The sequence below is a fragment of the Pandoraea morbifera genome (genome assembly GCF_902459575.1).
GTDB classification, from domain to species: domain Bacteria; phylum Pseudomonadota; class Gammaproteobacteria; order Burkholderiales; family Burkholderiaceae; genus Pandoraea; species Pandoraea morbifera.
In genome coordinates this window covers 45,782-66,111 of the sequence record NZ_CABPSD010000021.1, presented here as the reverse complement: position 1 = coordinate 66,111, position 20,330 = coordinate 45,782, and the positions used below count along the sequence as shown (strand labels likewise).

The window sequence follows — 20,330 nt, the reverse complement described above, 5'->3', positions numbered from 1 at the left end:
CTGGCGTCCCCTAGGGGATTCGAACCCCTGTACTCACCGTGAAAGGGTGATGTCCTAGGCCTCTAGACGAAGGGGACAAAATCGTCAAAACTTTGTCTGTTCCGCTTTACTGCATTTCGCGAAGAACGATATTCTAAACAACATTTCTTCGCTTGTGAAGCTTTATTTTCAAGTTTTTTGCATCGTTTTTGCAAGAATCTTGCTGTTTCGATGCACTTCAAAATCAAGCTTCCGAATCCGTGGTGGAGGTAAGCGGGATCGAACCGCTGACCTCTTGCATGCCATGCAAGCGCTCTCCCAGCTGAGCTATACCCCCCGAACAGAGAAATGAGATTCTAAAGACAATCCTATTTTCTGTAAATACCTCGCTCGCATTTTTTCCGCATTATTTTGCGAATCCGTGCGAAAGATAAAAAAACGGCGGCTCGCGAGAGCCGCCGTCTTCCTTACGAGGCGACGCGCCTTGGCGCGCCCCGCCCCAAACCTTCCAACAACCGGAATTACTGGGCTTCGCCTTCGCGCTTGACCAGCGCCGGACCACCCTGCTTTTCCTCTTCCGTGAGTGCCTTGTGCGACAGACGCAGACGACCCTTGTCGTCCTGCTGGATCACCTTCACGCGCACCGCCTGACCTTCCTTGAGGTACTCGTTGATGTCCTTGATACGCTCGTTGGCGATTTCGGAGATGTGCAGCAGACCGTCCTTGCCCGGCAGAACCGACACGATCGCACCGAACTCGAGCAGCTTGAGCACCGTGCCGTCGTAGACCTGACCCACTTCGACTTCCACGGTGATCAACTCGATGCGACGCTTCGCTTCGGCGATCCCTTCCGCGCTCGGGCTGGCGATGGTAACCACGCCGTCGTCCGAAATATCGATGCTGGTACCGGTCTCTTCCGTCAGCGCGCGGATCACCGAACCACCCTTGCCGATCACGTCGCGGATCTTTTCCGGGTTGATCTTGATCGTGACCATGCGCGGCGCGAATTCCGACAGCTCCGTACGCACGCCCGACTGCGCCTCGGTCATCTTGGCGAGGATGTGCAGACGGCCTTCCTTGGCTTGCGCCAGCGCGACCTGCATGATTTCCTTCGTGATGCCCTGGATCTTGATGTCCATCTGCAGTGCGGTCACGCCATTCGACGTGCCGGCCACCTTGAAGTCCATGTCGCCCAGGTGATCTTCGTCGCCGAGAATATCGGTGAGCACGGCAAACTTGTTGCCCTCGAGGATCAGGCCCATGGCGATACCGGCGACCGGCGAGGTCATCGGCACACCCGCGTCCATCATGGCGAGGCTGCCGCCGCACACCGAAGCCATCGACGACGAGCCATTCGACTCGGTGATTTCCGACACGACACGCACGGTGTAGCCGAAATCGTCGGCGCTCGGCAAGCAAGCCACGAGTGCGCGCTTGGCCAGACGACCGTGACCGATTTCACGGCGCTTGGGCGAACCCACACGCCCCGTCTCGCCCGTCGAGAACGGCGGGAAGTTGTAGTGCAGCATGAAGCGGTCGCGATATTCCCCATGCAGTGCGTCGATAATCTGCTCGTCGCTCTTGGTCCCCAGCGTGGCCACCACGAGCGCCTGCGTTTCGCCACGCGTGAACAGGGCCGAGCCGTGCGCACGCGGCAGCACGCCGGTGCGAATCGTGATCGGACGCACGGTGCGCGTGTCGCGGCCGTCGATACGCGGCTCGCCCGCGAGGATCTGGCTGCGCACGATCTTCGATTCCAGATCGAACAGGATGTTGCCGACGTCGATTTCGTCCGGCGCCGCTTCGCCCCTGGCGCTCGCGGCTTCGCTCAGCTTGGCGATGACGTCGCTGGTCACGGCACGCAATTGTTGCGTGCGGGCCTGCTTTTCGCGGGTTTGGTAAGCGGCGCGCAGCGGGCCTTCGGCCAGCGCGGCCACCTGGGCGATCAGGGCTTCGTTCTTGGCGGCCGGGGCCCAATCCCACTCGGGCTTGCCGCCATCGCGCACGAGGTCGTGAATGGCGTTGATGGCCGTTTGCATTTGTTCGTGACCGAACACCACGGCGCCCAGCATCACGTCTTCCGGCAGTTCCTGTGCTTCCGACTCCACCATCAGCACGGCTTGCTCCGTACCGGCGACGACCAGATCCAGCTTCGACTTGGCGATCTGTTCACGCGAGGGGTTGAGCACGTACTGGCTGTCGACGTACGCCACACGCGCGGCACCGACCGGACCGTTGAACGGCAGACCCGAGATGGCCAGTGCGGCCGAAGCGCCGATCAGGGCCGGGATGTCGGCCGGCACTTCCGGGTTCAGCGAGACGACCTGCACCACGACCTGGACTTCGTTGTAGAAGCCTTCCGGGAACAGCGGGCGGATCGGACGGTCGATCAGGCGCGACGTCAGCGTTTCGTTTTCCGACGGACGGCCTTCACGCTTGAAGAAGCCCCCCGGGATCTTGCCGGCGGCGTAAGTCTTTTCCAGGTAGTCGACGGTCAGCGGGAAGAAATCCTGGCCCGGCTTGGCATTCTTGGCGCCAACGACCGTGGCGAGCACGACGGTATCGTCCATGTCGACGAGCACGGCACCCGAGGCCTGACGAGCAATCTCGCCGGTCTCCATGCGAACCGTGTTTTGTCCCCATTGGAAAGACTTCACGACTTTATTGAACATTTGCACTCCTATATCGAATCGCGCGAATGCAGCAGCGGCGCGATATCGCTGCCGGGGTGATCCCGACGCCTCACAGGGGGGAGTGTTATGCCATTCCAGCGTTGCTCGGCCGACTGCCGTGCATGTCTGATGCGACCCTGGAATGACACAAGCCCTGCTTGCCGACGAGGCCCCGTAAACCGGGAACCCGGCAATTCGCCAGGTTGATCGTCCGAAAGACGCGTCATTCGCGTCGTGTCCGGTACCGCCCAAAAACAAAATGCCTGCATCAGCACGCTGATACAGGCATCTCGTCGTAATCGCAATCGCTTACTTACGCAGGCCCAGCTTCTCGATCAGGGCGCGGTAGCGGTCCGCATCCTTGCCCTTGAGGTAGTCGAGCAGCTTACGGCGACGGCTCACCATGCGCAGCAGACCGCGGCGGCTGTGGTGATCCTTCATGTGGGCCTTGAAGTGCGGGGTCAGTTCGTTGATGCGCGTGGTGAGCAGCGCAACCTGAACTTCGGGGGAGCCGGTGTCATTGGCGGTACGGGCGAATTGCGCCACGACGTCCGACTTCTTGATATCTGCGTTCGACATTGTCTTTCCTTTGGATACACGCGGTCACGGAAGAATGGCCGTGCCGTGAACTTACAAAAACATGTGCGACGAGGTCGCACACAAACAAAACTGCAAGTGTGGGATTATACGGGAGTCAACGTCGCGACGCCACATTTTTCCGTGCTTTGCCTTGACCGGCGGGGCCGGGAGGCTTGTCGGCACGTCAAAATCCGCCAAATCCCCGGAACAATCGAGTCAAATTCGCCAAATTACTCCGAAAATCGCAACAAACCGACGTCCGCTCCTTCAGCGCTGGCGCGCCATCCGACACGTGCTCGGCAACGCGACCTTGCTCGCTGGCAGCTCCAGGACGGTCCTGAATCCGTAGCCGGAACCCTCGTTGTCGAATTTCACCCCCGGTTCGCCGGCGCGGCGCATCACCGATACGTAAAGCGGTTCGATCATCTGATGATCGTTCGCCCGCATCCAGGCGTCGGCCGGCGCCTCGCGGATCCGGCGATTCTCCAGTGCGCGCGCCACCGTCGTCACGTCGATCGTGCCCGCCTGCTCCAGCGCCGCGGAGATCATGTCGATCATCACGCTCATGCGGAGCAACGCGTAATCGTCGCGCGCGTCGGGATACCGGGCGCGGAAGGCCTTGTAGAAGGCATCCGACGCTTCGCCTCCCACGTTCGGATGCCACTCGGCGACCGCATACACCCGCCCTACCCCGGCGTCACCCAACGCCGCCGGGGCGCCCAACGCATTGCCGTAGAACGTGTAGAACTTAAGCTCCATGCCCTGCTCGCGCGCGGCCTTGACCAGCAGCGTCAGGTCGTTGCCCCAGCTTCCCGTGACCACCGTGTCGGCTCCGGCCGCGCGAATGCGCGCGAGGTAAGGCGTAAAGTCCTTCACGCGACCGACCGGGCTGAACTGCTCCCCGACGATCTGCACGTCCGGGCGCTTCGCGCCGATCATCTCGCGCGCCAGTCCCGCAACCTGCCGGCCGAAGCTGTAGTCCTGATTGAGCAGGTAGACCTTCTGAATGCTGGCGTCTTCCTTGATGGCCTCGGTCAGCGCCTGCATGCGCATGGCCGCGTTGGCATCGAACGCGAAGTGCCAGAAGCTGCACTGTTCGTTGGTCAGCGCGGTATCGACCGCCGAATAGTTGAAGAACAGCATGCGCTGTCCGGGTTCGCGGGCGTTGCGCTTGTTGATGGCGTCGATCAGCGCGGAAGCCACCGCCGAGCTGTTGCCTTGCAACACGAACGGGATGCCGAGATCGCCCGCCGCCTTGAGTTGCACAAGACTGTCTTCCACGCCGCCCTTGCTGTCGAAGACCGTCAATTCGAGCGGATGGGCGCCGTCGCGCAATTTCACGCCACCGCGCGCATTCACGCGATCGATGGCGAAGCGCAGATTTCGCTCGACCATGGCGCCCGCATTGCCGAATGGGCCACTCATGCCCTCGATCAGCGCGAAGCGGATCGGCGGCGCGGCCTGTACGAGGCCGGACACAGCCAGCAGACCGACGGCACACAGCGCCGCGCACGAGCGCGCCAGCAAGACTTGAACTTTCATCGAGACCCCAGTAACTCTCTCGGCGCGCATCATAACGCCCCACTCCCCACGCGGCAAGCCGATGCGCCCCGCGACGGCCCGCACGGCGGTATGCTATCGGCATGGCGCGCCAATGCCCAAGGCCTCATGCCCGCATCCCAAAGGCGCTCGACACACCGGGCAAGGCGCGCCGGCGCTCCGCTTCCCACGAACTTCCCTCATCATGCGAGGCCACCCATGACGCATCCTCTCCGGGCACCCGCGGACGTCGCCGAACCACGCACGTTGCCGCGCCGCTCGCACACCACCGCGATCACCACGGCGATGCGCTGGCTGACCGCCGGCGCCCTCGCGGCGTCGCTCACCGCGTGCATCACGCCGACGTGGCAGCAACTCACGCCCAACATGTCACAGGCCGACGTGCAGGCACGACTCGGCAAACCGCCGGAAGTCTATCCGCTGACACCGGGCGTGACCCGCTGGCTGTATCCGACCAAGCCTTTCGGGGAGGAAACGATTGCCGCCGACTTCGACGCCCAGGGTCGCCTGCTGGGCACCGCCCAGGTGCTCTCCACGGAAGAATTCAACAAGGCCCTGGTCGACAAATGGACGAAAACCGACGTGCTCCATCACTACGGTGAGCCGGTCGAGACCAGCGCGTTTCCGCGCATGCATCGTGACGTCTGGACATATCGCTACAAGCAGGACGGCGCCTGGTTCTCGATGATGAACTTCTACTTCGACCCTGACGGCGTGCTCAGGACCATGCAGGTGAGCCCCGACCCGCTGCACGAGCGGCGAGACAACACGCTCTTCTGACGCTGCCGGACGACGGCGCCCACCCTGCGCCGCCCAATGCGAAACGCCCGCATACCGGACTCCGGGCTGCGGGCGTTTCTCCCAAGGCGGCATTCGCGACACCGCGACATGCGCGAAGGCCGACTCGTCGATCGCATCGGAGCGTGTTGCCACCGCGCCCGCGCCGACTGCGGCGATCGCGGCGAACACGCGGCCCCGGGCATTACGGCGTGAGTTGCGGGTTGAGCTTCTCGGCCTTGGAGTAGAGTTTGTTGAGCGCCGACAGGTAGGCCTTGGCCGACGCCGCGACGATGTCCGGGTCGGTGCCCACGCCGTTCACGATCCGACCCGACTTCGACAACCGCACCGTCACTTCGCCCTGCGACTGCGTGCCGGTCGTGATGGCATTGACCGAGTACAGCAATTGCTCGGCGCCGCTTTGCACCTGCGATTCGATGGCATTGAGCACCGCGTCGACGGGCCCGTTGCCCTCGGCCTCGCCGACGAGCTCCTTGCCTTGCGCGGTAAACACTACGCGCGCGCTCGGACGTTCGCCCGTTTCGGAATGCTGGGCCATCGACACGAGGTAGAAGTGCTCGTTGCCTTCCGCCTGCGCTTCGTTCGACACGATAGCCAGAATGTCCTCGTCGAAAATCTCCGCCTTCTGGTCGGCCAATTCCTTGAAACGGGTGAACGCGGCATTCACGTCCTGCTCCGACTCCATCTCGATGCCCAGCTCCTGCAGACGCTGCTTGAACGCGTTACGGCCCGAGAGCTTGCCCAGCACAATCTTGTTGGCGGTCCAGCCCACGTCTTCCGCGCGCATGATCTCGTAGGTGTCACGCGCCTTGAGCACGCCGTCCTGGTGGATGCCCGAGGCGTGCGCGAACGCATTGGCGCCCACCACGGCCTTGTTCGGCTGCACGTTGAATCCCGTGATCTGCGAGACGAGCTTCGATGCCGGCACGATCTGCGTGGTGTCGATGCCCAACTCCAGGCCGAAGTAATCCTTGCGGGTCTTGAGCGCCATCACGACTTCTTCGAGCGACGTGTTGCCCGCGCGCTCGCCCAGTCCGTTGATGGTGCACTCGATCTGACGGGCACCACCCAGTTTCACGCCTGCCAGCGAGTTCGCCACAGCCATGCCGAGGTCATTGTGGCAGTGCACCGACCACACCGCCTTGTCCGAATTCGGCACGCGCTCGCGCAGCGTGCGCACCAGCTGGCCGTAGAGTTCAGGCACGCCATAGCCGACGGTGTCGGCCACGTTGATGGTCGTCGCTCCCTCGGCGATCACGGCTTCGAGCACGCGGCACAGGAAATCCAGATCGGAGCGGCTGCCGTCTTCCGGCGAGAACTCGATATTGTCGGTAAATTGACGCGCATAACGCACCGCGAGCTTCGCCTGCTCGAGCACCTGCTCCGGGCTCATGCGCAGCTTCTTCTCCATGTGCAGCGGCGATGTGGCGATGAAGGTGTGGATTCGCGAGGAGTTCGCGCCCTTGAGCGCTTCGGCGGCGCGCGCGATATCCCGGTCGTTGGCGCGTGCGAGCGAGCACACGGTGCTGTCCTTCACGATGCCGGCAATGGCCCGGATGGCCTCGAAATCGCCGTTCGAGCTGGCCGCGAAACCCGCCTCGATAACGTCGACCCGCAGACGCTCCAGTTGGCGGGCGATACGGATCTTCTCATCGCGCGTCATCGACGCACCCGGCGACTGTTCGCCGTCGCGCAAGGTCGTATCGAAAATGATCAGCTTGTCGGCCATGACTCTCTCCTGTGGGGATCTTGTGAAGTTCGGATTGTTTGGGATGTCGGGAGGTCGGCGCATCCGCGGGCCGGCGATCGTCCTGCCTCTGACGGCCGACCTGCGCGCGCCACGCGACATCGCGGCAGTCTCGCGGCAACGTCGCCGCAATGGTCGAATGCGCAGGCAACTACCGGGAGGGGATCAGCGCGCGACGCGCGCAGGCATGGCCGGCCCGAAGGCGGAAATACGGCATGGCATTGGCGGTGCGAGAGGAAGGCCCGAAGCCGGGATGACGCCTCAAATCATGAGCGCCAATATAGTCCCAAACGGGTGTTTTCGCAACGCGGGAACGGGCCGCCAGCCCAATATCGACGGGCGCGCAAGCGCGCGCGACGGCATTCCAAACGAAACCGCCCGGCACGAGGCCGGGCGGGCGAATGGCGTACTGCGGCGGGGTCAGAGCGGCGGAATGCGCAGCTTCTGTCCGGGGTAAATCTTGTCCGGGCTGCTCAGCATGGGCTTGTTCGCCTCGAAGATGACGTTGTACTTGTTCGCGTCGCCGTACTGCGCCTTCGAGATCGCCGACAGCGTGTCGCCCGAGACGACCGTGTAATAGCTCGATTCGGGTTCGGCCGTCGAGACCGACATCTTGTCGTCGACCTTCTCCACGCCCTTCACATTGCCCGCGCACAGCAACGCCTTTTCCCTCGCGGCCTGATCCGCGGCCACACCGAATACCGACACCGTGCGGGTCGCCCCGTCGAACGTCACGGTCAGGCCGGTGATGTTCAGGTTTTGGGTGTTGATGTAGTTCTGAATGGCATCGGCCGCCTTCCGATTCGCCTCATCTGCGTCGGGGCCCGGTGCGGGCGGCTCGGCGGCTTCCGCCTTGCTGCCCAGGAGTGCCTGACCTGCTTCCTTCACGAAGTCCAGAATGCCCATGATTGCTCCTTGCTCACGTCGAACTACCAAACTGCGGATACGGCGCCGGTTCAGCCAGAGTCGCCACGGCGTGTCCGGGCCACGGGGGGGATGCTGCGACTACCCGCCTCAAGACTACAACATCTGCTTGCGGCGGCGCCTGACAACATTGACAGGCGGATGTGACAAGGGGCGTACGCAGACGCCCCTTGCTTCGATGCCTTTACTCGTCAACTTCACCGAAGATCCGCTGTCGGCGGCCCTTCAGGAAGCGGAATGCCCAGAGGACATACCCGGAAATGCTGTACAGGCAGAACATGCCGAACAGGACGAGCGGCGGATCGGACGACACCAGAATGAAGCCGACCATGAAGAGCAGCACCACGCCGAACGACACGCGCTGGCGCACGTCGAGCGCCTTGCCGCTGTAGAACGGCGCATTCGAGACCATCGACATGCCGGCGTAGATCGTGAGGCCAAAGGCCACCCAGGGCATCCAGAAAACGTTCACGGGCAGCTTGTTGTCGATCGTGATCCAGACGAAGCCCGCCACCAGTGCCGCCGCCGCCGGGCTGGCCAGCCCCTGGAAGAAGCGCTTGTCGACCACACCGATATTCGTATTGAAGCGCGCGAGCCGCAGCGCGGCCCCCGCCACGTAGACGAACGCCGCGAGCCAGCCCCACTTGCCGATCTCGTGCAGGATCCACTCGTACATCACCAATGCCGGCGCCACGCCGAACGAGGTCATGTCGGAGAGCGAATCGTATTGTTCGCCAAAAGCGCTCTGCGTGTTGGTCATGCGGGCGACCCGGCCGTCCATGCCGTCGAGCACCATCGCGAAAAAGATCGCGATCGCGGCCTGCTCGAAGCGGTCGTTCATCGCCTGAACGATCGCGAAGAAGCCGCAAAACAGGGCTGCCGTGGTAAAGGCGTTCGGCAACAGATAAATGCCGCGACTGCGCGGGCGCACCGGGAGATCGTCCTCCAGATGCGGATCGTGGTCTTCGTTCATCAATGGCTCAGAAGATGGCTTGTTGCGGCCGAACGGCGAGAGGTGCCTTACGTTGTTGCGCAAGCGGCCGCGATGGTTTTCCGGCATCAGTACCTCCGTGACGGGCTTACAGTTCGGCGAGGATCGTCGAGGTGGCCGACACCTTGTCGCCGATGGCCACGCGCGGGCGCGCCCCCAGCGGCAGGTACACGTCGACGCGCGAACCGAAACGGATGAAACCGTATCGCTGACCACGCGCGAGCGTATCGCCTGCCTTCACGTAGCAAAGAATACGGCGGGCGATGAGTCCTGCCACCTGAACGCTCGTGACGATCTGGCCACCAACGTCGATCACCAGGGCGTTGCGCTCATTTTCAAGCGATGCCTTGTCGAGATCGGCATTGAGGAAACGCCCGGGGAAATATTCCACCTTGGTCACCGTGCCGTCAACCGGGGCACGATTCGAGTGAACGTTGAAGACGTTCATGAATACGCTGATCTTCAGTGCTTCTCGACCTGCGTAGGCGTCCTGCGTGGTTTCTATCGCCACGACGCGGCCGTCGGCCGGTGAGAGCACGGCACCTGACTGCTGCGGCGCCTCGCGCGGCGGGTCGCGGAAAAACTGCAGGACGAACAGGGCGATCACCCAGAACGGCGCGGCCCACAACACCCCGGACATGAAATGCACCACGAGCGCGATGGCAACGACGACACCCAGAAAGGGCCAGCCCTCGCGGGCAATGATCGGGTGTGGATAATGCATGCGATTGAATTCGCGTCCTTGGCAAAACAGGTGACTGAGCAGTTCGGCCCACGTTGGGTCGAACCGTTGACGTGGCGGCATTGTAACAATGCGCGCGCTGCGGCGACACTTTTTCCCCAAGCGCCATGCCGACGTCAACGTGACGGTTGCCGGCACAATGCTGCGCGCCCCACCGTAAACGCTGCACGCCCGGACGAGGCGCGAGACAGCGCCACCCGCCAGGACAGCGGATCGATGTGACCTGGCGACGCCCCCTCAGCGCAATGCGCGGACAATGAAAAAGGCCGCCCGCTTTGCCATAGCCTCGGCTACGTCAAAACGGACGGCCCCACCCTACTGGACAACGCTCGCGGCAAGCGCGCTTTTCGCACCCGCCGCCGGCACGCGCGCCCGACAATACCGGAGCGTACGTACCGCAGCGCGAGTCGAAATCAGTTCTTCGACTGATCGACCAGCTTGTTCTTGGCAATCCACGGCATCATCGCGCGCAGCTTGCCGCCCACTTGCTCGATCTGGTGCTCGGCCGTGATACGACGACGCGAGATCAGGGTCGGCGCGCCGGCCTTGTTTTCCAGAATGAACGACTTGGCGTACTCGCCCGTCTGGATGTCGGTCAGGCATTGCTTCATGGCCTTCTTCGTCTCTTCGGTCACCACGCGCGGGCCGGTGACATACTCACCGTACTCGGCGTTGTTAGAGATCGAGTAGTTCATGTTGGCGATGCCGCCTTCGTAGATCAGGTCGACGATCAGCTTGAGTTCGTGCAGGCACTCGAAGTAGGCCATTTCCGGGGCATAGCCGGCTTCGACCAGCGTTTCGAAGCCGGCCTTGATCAGCTCGACGGTACCGCCGCACAGCACGGCTTGTTCGCCGAACAGGTCGGTCTCGGTCTCTTCGCGGAAGTTCGTCTCGATGATGCCGGCACGGCCACCGCCGTTGGCGGCTGCGTACGACAGCGCGATGTCACGGGCGGCGCCCGACTTGTCTTGCGCCACGGCGATCAGGTGGGGCACGCCGCCGCCTTGCGAGTACGTCGAGCGCACCGTGTGGCCCGGGGCCTTCGGGGCGATCATGATGACGTCGAGGTCGGCACGCGGAATCACGCAGCCGTAGTGCACGTTGAAGCCGTGTGCGAAGGCCAGGGCGGCGCCTTCCTTGATGTTGGCGTGCACTTCGTTCTTGTACACGTCGGCGATCTGCTCGTCGGGCAGCAACATCATGACGATGTCGGCCGACTTCACGGCCTCCGCCACTTCCTTGGTGTTCAGGCCGGCGTTGACCGCCTTGTTCCACGAAGCGCCGTTCTTGCGCAGACCGACCGTCACGTTCACGCCGCTGTCCTTGAGGTTCTGCGCGTGGGCGTGGCCTTGCGAGCCATAACCGATGATGGTGACTTGCTTGCCCTTGATGAGGGAGAGGTCGGCGTCTTTGTCGTAGAAAACTTTCATTTGGAATTGTCCCGTAATGCCAAAAAAATAACTGAAATCAGAATTTGGATCGAAATCCGCTTACCGCGTTGCCGCTGCCGCTCAGACCTTCAGGATGCGCTCGCCGCGCCCGATGCCCGAGCCGCCGGTACGAACCGTCTCGAGAATCGCCGTACGATCCAGTCCCTCGATGAAGGCGTCGAGTTTCGACGAATTCCCCGTGAGTTCGATCGTGTAGGTCTTTTCGGTAACGTCAATGATGCGGCCGCGGAAAATATCCGACATCCGCTTCATCTCTTCCCGCTCCTTGCCCACGGCGCGAACCTTGATGAGCATCAGCTCACGTTCGATATGCGCGCCTTCGGTCAGATCCACCACCTTCACCACCTCGATCAGACGGTTCAGGTGCTTCGTGATCTGCTCGATGACATCGTCGGAGCCCGTTGTGACCACCGTCATGCGCGAGAGCGACCGGTCTTCGGTCGGCGCCACGGTGAGGGTCTCGATATTGTAGCCACGCGCCGAGAAGAGGCCGACCACACGCGACAGCGCGCCCGGCTCGTTCTCGAGCAAAACAGAAATAATGTGCCTCATGGTGTATCCCGGATTGTCCTGGTTTGGGACGTCGCGCCCGTGCGCCGGACATGCCGGCAGCCGCTGGCGGCGCGCACGCGCCTCGTCGTCTTACAGATCTTCCGAACCGAGCAGCATCTCGCTGATGCCCTTGCCCGCCTGGACCATCGGCCAGACGTTCTCGGTGGGATCCGTTTGGAAATCCATGAATACCGTACGGTCCTTGAGGGCGAGCGCCTCGCGCAGCGCCGGCTCGACGTCCGACGACTTCTCGATGCGCATGCCCACGTGCCCGTACGCCTCGGCGAGCTTCACGAAGTCCGGCAGCGCGTCCATGTACGAACTGGAGTAGCGCTTGCTGTATTCGATCTGCTGCCACTGACGCACCATGCCCAGGTAGCGGTTGTTGAGCGAGAGGATCTTGATCGGCGTGCGGTATTGCAGACACGTCGAGAGTTCCTGGATGCACATCTGGATCGAGCCTTCGCCCGTGATGCACGCAACTTCGGCATCGGGATGCGCCATCTTGACGCCCATCGCGGCCGGCAGGCCGAAGCCCATCGTTCCCAGACCGCCGGAATTGATCCAGCGGCGCGGCTTGTTGAAGCGATAGTACTGGGCGGCCCACATCTGGTGCTGACCGACGTCCGAGCACACGAAGGCCTCGCCGTCGGTGAGCTTCCAATACGTCTCGACCACGTGCTGGGGCTTGATGATCTCGCTCTCGCGATCGAACGCGAGGCAATCGCGCGAACGCCATTGCTCGATCTGCTTCCACCAGTCGGCAAGGGCTGCGGCGTCCGGGCCGTGCTCGGCTGTCTGGAGGTTCTCGATCATTTCGCGCAGCACCTCCTTCACGTCGCCGACGATCGGAATGTCGACCTTCACACGCTTGGAAATCGACGATGGATCGATATCGACATGAATGATCTTGCGGGCGTTCGAGGAAAAGTGCTCCGGATTGCCGATCACGCGGTCGTCGAAGCGCGCACCGATGGCGATGAGCACGTCGCAGTGCTGCATGGCCATGTTGGCTTCGTAAGTGCCGTGCATGCCCAGCATGCCGAGGAACTTGGGATCGCTCGCGCGATACCCGCCCAGGCCCATGAGCGTATTGGTCACCGGGTAGCCGAGCAGGTCGCAGAACTGGTTCAGTTCCTTCGACGCGTCGGCCAGAATGATGCCGCCGCCGGTGTAGATATACGGACGCTTGGCCGAGAGCAGCAGGCTCATCGCCTTGCGGATCTGCCCCGAGTGCCCCTTCGTGACCGGGTTGTACGAGCGCAGCGACACCGACTTCGGGTACTCGAAGCGGCAGCGCGCCTTCGACACGTCCTTCGGAATATCGACCAGCACCGGTCCCGGACGGCCCGTCTTCGCGATATAGAAGGCCTTCTTGATGGTGGCGGCGAGATCGCGCACGTCCTTCACGAGGAAGTTGTGCTTCACGCACGGACGGGTGATGCCGACCGTGTCGCACTCCTGGAAGGCATCCTGGCCGATCGCGGCCGTAGGCACCTGCCCGGTGATGATGACGAGCGGGATCGAATCCATGTACGCCGTGGCAATGCCGGTGACCGCGTTGGTCACACCGGGGCCTGACGTCACGAGGCACACGCCGACCTTGTCGGTGGAACGCGAATAAGCGTCGGCCGCGTGGACGGCTGCCTGCTCATGGCGCACCAGAATGTGCTGGATCTTGTCCTGCTTGTAGAGTTCGTCGTAGATGTAGAGAACCGAACCGCCGGGATAACCCCACAGATGTTCGACCCCTTCTTCCTGAAGCGAGCGCACGAGAATTTCGGCGCCGATCATGTCTTCGGAAGTATTTTGGTGGCGTGTAGCTTCCGCCTCGGAGAATTCCGCGCTTGGCATGTTCATCGTCGACCTTTCAAAGTTTCGGCAAAAATTTTGATCGGGTGCTCTCCCCGCGAACTTGTGGTCCGGGCTCAAGCTGCGCGTCTAAATGATAGGCACCCCGGATAGGCGTGCCGATATTGAGACAATCACAGATATTGCGAACTGGCAACCTTACCGGTTCGCAGCAAAATGGTCAAGCATGTTTATGCATTTGCAGCATGAGTGCGAAGTCCACCCGGCGGCCTTCGCGCCGAATTCCCCACGACGCGCCATGCTGGTGCACAATCTTTACATCATGGGAATCCGCCGGCCGCGGGCTGGCCTCACATGCTGCGACACGAAGCAAAAGCGGTTACAGCCGGGCGCGTTTTTGGTAGCATCCGCTCCGACTACGCGAACTTTACGCTTACACGGCATTTCACAGGCGCAGCGCCCAACGCTGCGCGCACCTCACCGGATGGCATCTGACAAGGAACTGGCGGATTTTCTCGCAGGCATCGAGCGGCGCGCGTTCAAGCAGGCCGTCTACGCCGTACGCGACGACGAGGCCGCCCTAGACATCGTCCAGGATGCGATGATCCGTCTGGCCGAGAAGTACGGCGACAAGCCGCCGGCCGACCTGCCGCTGCTGTTCACGCGCATCCTCCAGAACACGATCCACGACTATTTCCGCCGGCAAAAGGTGCGCAACACCTGGGTCACGCTGTTCTCGAACCTGGCGGGCCCGGGCGACGACGAACGCGACGATTTCGATCCGCTGGAAACCTTGCTGGGCGAGGACGGGTCCGTGCAGACGGAGAGCAGCGAGGACGCCGTTTCGCGCGCCGAAATCCTCTCCGTCATCGAGACGGAAATACAGAAACTACCGACACGTCAACGAGAAGCCTTCCTCATGCGTTACTGGGAAGACATGGACGTTGCCGAGACCGCTGCCACGATGGGGTGTTCGGAAGGCAGCGTCAAGACGCATTGCTCCCGCGCCACGCACGCGCTGGCGCAGGCGTTGAAGGCAAAAGGGATCAGGTTATGAGTCACGATCTGGAAACGAGGGAAATCCGCTTCGCAAATCGCGTGCGGCGTGCACTGGACGAAGCGTCCGATGCACCGTCGCCGAACATCGCGGCCCGGCTGGCCGCCGCTCGCCAGGAGGCGCTCGCCCGCAAGAAGCCGGAACCGGTCGCCGTGGTGCAGCCGGCGCTGGCGCTCGCGGGCGTGGGCACCGTGCAAACGCCGGAGGCCGGCGGTCCGCGCCGCGCGTTCGACAGGCTGGGCCGCCTTGGCCTGCTCTGGCCGCTTGCCGCCCTGGTGGTCGGTCTGGCGGGCATTGCGTATTGGGAACATCAGCAGCACATTCAGGACCTGGCGGACATCGATGCCGCCGTTTTGAGCGACGAACTGCCTTTGTCGGCCTATGCCGACCACGGCTTCAACGCCTATCTGAAGCGTGCCCAGTAGTTCCCCCACTCAAGACCGCCCAGTGACGCGACGCAACGTACTCTTCCTGGTCGCCGCGCTGATCGTGGCCGCGCTCGCCGGCACGGCAACGCTGCGCCGCTCGCCAGGCCCGGCCCCCGTGACAGATGCGCCGCCTACGATCTCCTCCGCCTCGGCGCCTGGTGTCGCCGGCCCCGCCAGCGCCCCGGTCGGCGCGCTGACGGCCAGTGCCGCGGCGCCCGGCAGCGCACCCGCGGCCGCCGTTCCCAACCCGGGCGGATACTGGGCCAAGCTCAAGCCGGCGCAGCAGGAAGCCCTCGCCCCGCTCGCCCAGGACTGGAATCGCATGAGCGATCGCCAGCGCGAGAAGTGGGTAGAGATCGCCAAGCGCTTTCACGCCCTGTCACCGGAAGGCCGCAAGCGGCTGCATGACCGCATGGCCGACTGGGTGCGCCTCACGCCCGAGCAGCGCCAGCTCGCGCGGGAAAGCTATCAGAACGCGAAGACTCTGCCGCCCGAACGAAAGGCACAGGTGTGGCAGCAGTACCAGGAACTGACCGAAGAGCAGAAGAAGCGTCTGGCCGAAGTCGACCGGAAGCAGGCGAATCGTCCGAACGTGGTGAGCGCCCCACCCTCGGGTCGTACAGGCGTGAAGAACCCCTACGCCGCCGTCCACCGCAAGGAATCGATCACCGCCGGCAAGACCGGGGCGTTGCCCGCACCGGCCCCTACGGGCGCCTCCGCGCCGGCCGCGGCACAACCGGCGTCGTCCTCGGCGGCGCCGTCGGCGCCGGCTTCGGCCGCATCGGGTGCCGGCGCTGCCGGCGCGAGTTCCTCGGGCAGCGACAGGACTGCCGACGCCGTGTTCAATTCCGACCTCTACCACCACAACTGATCGCGACCGGCTCGCTGCATCGGCGCGCAGGAAATGCGGAAAATGGCCAACGGTCGCCCAAGGGCGGCCGTTTTTCATTCGCGCGCCGCGATCCGGGCGGGCCACACCGCGAGGCCGCCGCGCTGGCTCGCGGGCGCAATCTTCCGCATAATGGGCGGCACATGGCTCAATGTGTGCGGCGCGGGAGTTCCACACGCGGCACGCCCGGGCCTCTGACAAAAAGACCTCAAACCACGCCGCGATGACCGACTCCGTCACCCCGCCCGCCTCCGCCCCGGCCTCTGCTTCGTCGTCCGCCCGCCAGCCCTCCCCGGCGCGGATCCCACCGGTCGACGCCGCACCGGCGGCCGATCCGGGCACCTATGCAGTGCCGACGCTGCGCCGCCGCGTGCTCGCCATGGTCTACGAGTCGCTCCTGCTGTTCGGCGTGCTGTTCCTCGCCGGTTACCTCTTCAGCGCCCTGACCCAGCAACGCAGCGGCCTGATGTACCGTCACGCGATGCAGGCCTGGCTATTTCTGGTGCTCGGCGCCTACTTCGTCTGGTTCTGGACCCACGGCGGCCAGACCCTCGCCATGAAGACCTGGAAAATCCGCCTGGTCGATGCGCGCGGCCTGCCCGTGCGCCCCGCACGCGCCGTCGCGCGCTACGTGCTCGCGTGGCTGTGGGTCCTGCCGGCCATGGCCATCGACTGGGCGCTCGGGCTGACCGGTTGGGCCAGCGTCGGCCTGCTCGCGGGCTGGATGGTGCTCTGGGCGCTCGCCATGCGCGTGATGCCTGACCATCAGTTCGTCCACGACCGGCTCGCCGGCACGCGCCTGGTGAGCGTGCTTGGCAAATGAACGCGCCGCCGCCCACGTCCCCACCGTCCGGGCTTCGCCCATCTCGCGCACACCTGATATATGGCGGCGTCGAAGTCGGCCTGTCGCTCGTCGTCGCCGTTGTGACCTGGGCCACGTGGCACAGCGTGTGGACGACGCTGCTGTGGACCGTGCTCTGGCTGCCCGTCGCGCACGCACTCGGGCTCGCCGCGGGTTTCGTCATGGCGGCGAGCGGTGATCCGGCGCCGGCGCGACGTACCACGGCGGGCACCAACCTCGCCGTCTGGGCCTACGAATGTGCCGCCTCGATACTGTTGCTCGACGTCTATCAGCCCTGGCTGAGCGCCGCGCCGCTTCCCGCGCCGAACGGTCCCGCCCGCCCCGTCGCGGTCCTGCTGTTGCACGGCTACGGCTGCAACCGCGCATTCTGGCTGCGCTTCTCCCGCCATCTCGCCGAGGCAGGCTATGCGTGCGACGCCATCAATCTCGGCCCGATGTTCGGCGACATCGACGGCTATGCCGCCAACGTCGCGGCGGCCGCGCAGGCACTGGCCGAACGCACGCGGCTGCCGGTAGTGATCGTCGGACACAGCATGGGCGGTCTGGCCGCGCGCGCCTGCCTGCGGCGCTACCGCACGTTGCCCGTGGCCCACACCATCACCCTCGGCTCGCCGCATTTCGGCACCCTGCATACGCGCAACGGGGTGGGGACGAACGTTCACCAGATGCGCCTGGGCAGCGACTGGCTCGTGGCGCTGGCCAGCAGCGAAACCGACGCCGAACGCGCGCGCATCACATCGATCTACAGCCATCACGACAACGTCGTCTATCCGGTGCGCACGTCGGTCCTGCCGGGCGCGCACAACCTCGCTCTGGACCGGCTGGGCCACGTGTCGCTCGCCACGCACCCCCGCGCGCGGGCCCTGGTGCTCGAAACACTCGAACGCGTGGCGCAGGGGTTGCGCCACAGCGGCTGAGCACGGCGACGGCTTCATCCGACTGCGGCATGCGAGCGGAATTCGCGCGCTGTCGCGCGGCCGCGACGCATCAAGACACTTTCGCGACACGCGCGTGACTGTCATCGTCGCTTCATGAATGCATGGCGCAATGCTCGCATGTTCAACGCGACGTGCGAGCCGCTATGACGACGACCCCGACCTTCGATCTGCCGATCCCAACGCCCGCGGCTCGCGCCGGTCACTTCGCGGACGCCCCGCCGGGCCGTCCCACCGCGCCGCCCGCCAACCCTCCCGCCACGCCGCCCACCACCATCGATCTCCCGCCGGACACGCCCGATCCGCTCGACCCGCCACCCGAGGGCATCACCCGCTACCGCGCCATCTGGCTCTCGGACATCCACCTCGGCACGCAAGGCTGCCAGGCGGAATACCTGCTCGACTTCCTTCGCCATCACGAGTCCGACTACCTGTACCTCGTCGGCGACATCATCGACGGCTGGCATCTGCGCAAGGGCTGGCACTGGCCGCAGGCACACAACGACGTCGTGCAGAAGATGCTGCGCCGCGCGCGCAAAGGCACTCAGGTCGTGTACGTGCCGGGCAACCACGACGAAGCGGCACGTCAGTTCTGCGGACTGGCGTTCGGCGACATTGCCGTTCGCGACGAGGCGTTCCACACCACCCTGTCGGGCAAGCGCCTCTGGATCACGCACGGCGACCTGTTCGACGGCGTCATCCAGCACGCCAGGTGGCTCGCGTATCTCGGCGATTCGCTCTACACGCTCACGCTGCTGCTCAATCGCTGGTTCAACCGCGTGCGCACGCGGTTCGGCTTCCCGTACTGGTCGCTGTCGCAATACCTGAAACATCAGGTCAAGAATGCCGTGAACTTCATTTCGGCTTTCGAACAGGTGATGGCGGACGAGGCACGCCGCCGCGGCTGCGACGGCGTGGTGTGCGGCCATATCCACAAGCCCGAGATCCGCGACATCGACGGCCTGCTCTATTGCAACGACGGCGATTGGGTCGAGAGCCTCTCCGCGCTGGTCGAGACGGCCGAGGGCGAGTTACGCATCGTCCACTGGACGCACAAGCGCACGACCCGCGCGCCCGCGAAAGCCACGCCGGTCAGCGCGTGAGCGCCGACACAGGGCGAGCACCGCCCGTGTCGTCGACCCGCCAGCCCGGCCCGAGCCACGCATCGCCATTGACGTCCCGCAGATGAACCCCCGCAACCGCGCGGCAAGACCCCGCCGCACGTGTGCAGCCCGTCACGCGCCACCCGGCGCGTGTCACCGAAGCGCGCCATGTGCGCGAAGGAGCGCCCGATGAAAATCATGATCATCACCGACGCCTGGGACCCGCAAATCAACGGCGTGGTCCGCACGTTGAAAAACACGCGCGCTCAGCTCGAAGCCGCCGGCCACCGCGTGGAGTTGCTCACGCCCCAGGAATTCCGCACCCTGCCCTGCCCGACCTATCCCGAAATCCGCCTCGCGTTCTTCGCAGGCGGTCGCGTCGCGCGCCGCATCGAGGCGTTCGGGCCGGACGCGCTGCACATCGCCACCGAAGGTCCGCTCGGCATGGCCGCGCGCAAATGGGCGCTGCGCCACGACTTTCCGTTCACGACCGCCTACCACACGCGCTTTCCCGAGTACGTTCAGGCGCGCTTCGGCCTGCCGCTTGCCACGACCTACCGCTTCCTGCGCTGGTTCCACAGGCCCTCGCGCGCCGTGATGGCGCCGACGCCCGTCGTCAAGCACGATCTCGAAGCGAACGGCTTCGACAATGTGGTGTTGTGGACGCGCGGCGTCGACCTGGACATCTTCCGTATCCAGGACGCACATGTGCTAAATTCGGCACATCCGATTTTCCTCTACGTGGGGCGCGTTGCCGTGGAGAAGAACATCGAAGCCTTCCTGAAGCTCGACCTGCCCGGCTCGAAATGGGTCGCGGGCGAAGGGCCGCAACTGGCCGAGCTGCGTTCGCGCTATCCGGACGTGAACTACCTCGGCATGCTCTCGCAACCCGAGCTGGCGAAGGTATATGCATCGGCGGACGTGTTCGTTTTCCCGAGCCGCACCGACACCTTCGGCCTGGTGCTGCTTGAGGCCATGGCGTGCGGCCTGCCCGTGGCCGCGTACCCCGTGACGGGTCCGGTCGATGTGCTGAACGGCTGCCCCGAGGGCGAAGGCGGCGCATTGCGCGAGGATCTTCGCGAGGCCTGTCTCGACGCGCTCAAGGTCCCGCGCGAGAGCGCGCGAGCCTGGGCCGAGCGATTCTCGTGGCAGGCCGCATCCGAAGAGTTCGCCGCGCACCTGCATCCGCGCAAGCCCGAGCCGTCGCTCGCGCCCGCGGTCTGATCCACCCTCCAGAGCCCGTTGCGGC

Annotated in this window: 18 protein-coding genes and 2 tRNA genes; 8 read left to right on the top strand and 12 right to left on the bottom strand. The window is 64.2% G+C overall.

The genetic code is table 11. From position 1 onward, the window contains the following. Position 1: 1 nt before the first annotated feature. The 5 genes from PMO31116_RS22360 to PMO31116_RS22340 all read right to left on the bottom strand — a co-directional run bounded on the left by PMO31116_RS22360 (position 2) and on the right by PMO31116_RS22340 (position 4,772). A tRNA-Glu gene (locus tag PMO31116_RS22360) sits at positions 2 to 77 on the bottom strand. Positions 78 to 240: 163 nt separating this feature from the next. Next, positions 241 to 316: transfer RNA gene (locus tag PMO31116_RS22355), tRNA-Ala, on the bottom strand. A 184-nt stretch (positions 317 to 500) separates the two neighbouring features. Next, complete coding sequence (pnp, locus tag PMO31116_RS22350) at positions 501 to 2,657, bottom strand: polyribonucleotide nucleotidyltransferase (protein ID WP_150568619.1); 2,157 nt, start codon at positions 2,655 to 2,657, stop codon at positions 501 to 503. A gap of 303 nt (positions 2,658 to 2,960) precedes the next feature. After that, a complete protein-coding gene (gene rpsO / locus PMO31116_RS22345) occupies positions 2,961 to 3,230 on the bottom strand; it encodes a 30S ribosomal protein S15 (protein WP_023595479.1) in 270 nt (89 codons plus the stop codon). 267 nt (positions 3,231 to 3,497) lie between these two features. Then, the gene (locus tag PMO31116_RS22340) at positions 3,498 to 4,772 is read right to left on the bottom strand and encodes a branched-chain amino acid ABC transporter substrate-binding protein (protein WP_150568618.1); all 1,275 of its coding nucleotides are present in this window, start codon (positions 4,770 to 4,772) and stop codon (positions 3,498 to 3,500) included. Between the two features lie 303 nt (positions 4,773 to 5,075). On the opposite strand from PMO31116_RS22340, the gene PMO31116_RS22335 reads away from it, so the two are divergent. Further along, the gene (locus PMO31116_RS22335; RefSeq protein WP_150568624.1) at positions 5,076 to 5,570 is read left to right on the top strand and encodes a hypothetical protein; all 495 of its coding nucleotides are present in this window, start codon (positions 5,076 to 5,078) and stop codon (positions 5,568 to 5,570) included. Between the two features lie 202 nt (positions 5,571 to 5,772). Here PMO31116_RS22335 and PMO31116_RS22330 read toward each other — a convergent pair whose 3' ends face one another. The 7 genes from PMO31116_RS22330 to PMO31116_RS22300 form a co-directional block, all read right to left on the bottom strand. Beyond that, complete coding sequence (locus tag PMO31116_RS22330) at positions 5,773 to 7,317, bottom strand: 2-isopropylmalate synthase (RefSeq protein ID WP_150568617.1); 1,545 nt, start codon at positions 7,315 to 7,317, stop codon at positions 5,773 to 5,775. 438 nt (positions 7,318 to 7,755) lie between these two features. After that, a complete protein-coding gene (lysM, locus tag PMO31116_RS22325; protein ID WP_150568616.1) occupies positions 7,756 to 8,241 on the bottom strand; it encodes a peptidoglycan-binding protein LysM in 486 nt (161 codons plus the stop codon). Positions 8,242 to 8,443: 202 nt separating this feature from the next. Further along, complete coding sequence (gene pssA / locus PMO31116_RS22320) at positions 8,444 to 9,319, bottom strand: CDP-diacylglycerol--serine O-phosphatidyltransferase (RefSeq protein WP_150568615.1); 876 nt, start codon at positions 9,317 to 9,319, stop codon at positions 8,444 to 8,446. 19 nt (positions 9,320 to 9,338) lie between these two features. Next, positions 9,339 to 9,974, bottom strand: coding sequence for a phosphatidylserine decarboxylase (locus PMO31116_RS22315; RefSeq protein ID WP_150568614.1), 636 nt, complete (start codon positions 9,972 to 9,974; stop codon positions 9,339 to 9,341). Between the two features lie 431 nt (positions 9,975 to 10,405). Next, positions 10,406 to 11,422: a ketol-acid reductoisomerase gene (gene ilvC / locus PMO31116_RS22310; protein ID WP_023595472.1), complete on the bottom strand. Its 1,017-nt coding sequence runs from the start codon at positions 11,420 to 11,422 to the stop codon at positions 10,406 to 10,408. An 81-nt stretch (positions 11,423 to 11,503) separates the two neighbouring features. Next, positions 11,504 to 11,995, bottom strand: a complete 492-nt coding sequence (gene ilvN / locus PMO31116_RS22305; protein ID WP_023595471.1) for an acetolactate synthase small subunit — start codon at positions 11,993 to 11,995, stop codon at positions 11,504 to 11,506. Between the two features lie 90 nt (positions 11,996 to 12,085). After that, positions 12,086 to 13,855, bottom strand: a complete 1,770-nt coding sequence (locus PMO31116_RS22300) for an acetolactate synthase 3 catalytic subunit (protein ID WP_150568613.1) — start codon at positions 13,853 to 13,855, stop codon at positions 12,086 to 12,088. 436 nt (positions 13,856 to 14,291) lie between these two features. On the opposite strand from PMO31116_RS22300, the gene PMO31116_RS22295 reads away from it, so the two are divergent. The 7 genes from PMO31116_RS22295 (at position 14,292) to PMO31116_RS22265 (ending at position 20,305) form a co-directional block, all read left to right on the top strand. After that, a complete protein-coding gene (locus PMO31116_RS22295; protein WP_023871635.1) occupies positions 14,292 to 14,864 on the top strand; it encodes an RNA polymerase sigma factor in 573 nt (190 codons plus the stop codon). Further along, positions 14,861 to 15,289 (top strand): DUF3619 family protein, encoded by a 429-nt coding sequence (locus PMO31116_RS22290; RefSeq protein WP_150568612.1) that lies wholly within the window; start codon positions 14,861 to 14,863, stop codon positions 15,287 to 15,289. Before PMO31116_RS22295 ends, PMO31116_RS22290 begins: the two co-directional genes overlap by 4 nt. Positions 15,290 to 15,311: 22 nt before the next feature. After that, complete coding sequence (locus tag PMO31116_RS22285) at positions 15,312 to 16,163, top strand: DUF3106 domain-containing protein (RefSeq protein ID WP_150568611.1); 852 nt, start codon at positions 15,312 to 15,314, stop codon at positions 16,161 to 16,163. Between the two features lie 241 nt (positions 16,164 to 16,404). Continuing rightward, the gene (locus tag PMO31116_RS22280; RefSeq protein ID WP_150568610.1) at positions 16,405 to 17,004 is read left to right on the top strand and encodes an RDD family protein; all 600 of its coding nucleotides are present in this window, start codon (positions 16,405 to 16,407) and stop codon (positions 17,002 to 17,004) included. Continuing rightward, a complete protein-coding gene (locus tag PMO31116_RS22275; RefSeq protein ID WP_150568609.1) occupies positions 17,001 to 17,960 on the top strand; it encodes an esterase/lipase family protein in 960 nt (319 codons plus the stop codon). The genes PMO31116_RS22280 and PMO31116_RS22275 overlap by 4 nt, the downstream gene beginning before the upstream one ends. Positions 17,961 to 18,154: 194 nt before the next feature. Beyond that, complete coding sequence (locus PMO31116_RS22270) at positions 18,155 to 19,081, top strand: UDP-2,3-diacylglucosamine diphosphatase (protein WP_425494821.1); 927 nt, start codon at positions 18,155 to 18,157, stop codon at positions 19,079 to 19,081. A gap of 189 nt (positions 19,082 to 19,270) precedes the next feature. Continuing rightward, positions 19,271 to 20,305 carry a glycosyltransferase family 4 protein gene (locus PMO31116_RS22265; RefSeq protein WP_150568607.1) on the top strand — a complete coding sequence of 345 codons (1,035 nt, stop codon included), beginning with the start codon at positions 19,271 to 19,273 and terminating at the stop codon, positions 20,303 to 20,305. The last annotated feature ends 25 nt before the right edge of the window (positions 20,306 to 20,330 follow it).

Excerpts from the sequence above, each read along its gene's own strand:
- ilvC (WP_023595472.1), bottom strand. The coding sequence starts at position 11,422 with ATGAAAGTTTTCTACGACAAAGACGCCGACCTCTCCCTCATCAAGGGC.
- ilvN (WP_023595471.1), bottom strand. The coding sequence starts at position 11,995 with ATGAGGCACATTATTTCTGTTTTGCTCGAGAACGAGCCGGGCGCGCTG.
- PMO31116_RS22335 (WP_150568624.1), top strand. The coding sequence starts at position 5,076 with ATGCGCTGGCTGACCGCCGGCGCCCTCGCGGCGTCGCTCACCGCGTGC.
- PMO31116_RS22315 (WP_150568614.1), bottom strand. The coding sequence starts at position 9,974 with ATGCATTATCCACACCCGATCATTGCCCGCGAGGGCTGGCCCTTTCTG.
- PMO31116_RS22275 (WP_150568609.1), top strand. The coding sequence starts at position 17,001 with ATGAACGCGCCGCCGCCCACGTCCCCACCGTCCGGGCTTCGCCCATCT.
- PMO31116_RS22295 (WP_023871635.1), top strand. The coding sequence starts at position 14,292 with ATGGCATCTGACAAGGAACTGGCGGATTTTCTCGCAGGCATCGAGCGG.
- PMO31116_RS22290 (WP_150568612.1), top strand. The coding sequence starts at position 14,861 with ATGAGTCACGATCTGGAAACGAGGGAAATCCGCTTCGCAAATCGCGTG.
- lysM (WP_150568616.1), bottom strand. The coding sequence starts at position 8,241 with ATGGGCATTCTGGACTTCGTGAAGGAAGCAGGTCAGGCACTCCTGGGC.
- pssA (WP_150568615.1), bottom strand. The coding sequence starts at position 9,319 with ATGCCGGAAAACCATCGCGGCCGCTTGCGCAACAACGTAAGGCACCTC.
- PMO31116_RS22330 (WP_150568617.1), bottom strand. The coding sequence starts at position 7,317 with ATGGCCGACAAGCTGATCATTTTCGATACGACCTTGCGCGACGGCGAA.
- rpsO (WP_023595479.1), bottom strand. The coding sequence starts at position 3,230 with ATGTCGAACGCAGATATCAAGAAGTCGGACGTCGTGGCGCAATTCGCC.
- PMO31116_RS22280 (WP_150568610.1), top strand. The coding sequence starts at position 16,405 with ATGACCGACTCCGTCACCCCGCCCGCCTCCGCCCCGGCCTCTGCTTCG.
- PMO31116_RS22300 (WP_150568613.1), bottom strand. The coding sequence starts at position 13,855 with ATGAACATGCCAAGCGCGGAATTCTCCGAGGCGGAAGCTACACGCCAC.
- PMO31116_RS22340 (WP_150568618.1), bottom strand. The coding sequence starts at position 4,772 with ATGAAAGTTCAAGTCTTGCTGGCGCGCTCGTGCGCGGCGCTGTGTGCC.
- PMO31116_RS22265 (WP_150568607.1), top strand. The coding sequence starts at position 19,271 with ATGAAAATCATGATCATCACCGACGCCTGGGACCCGCAAATCAACGGC.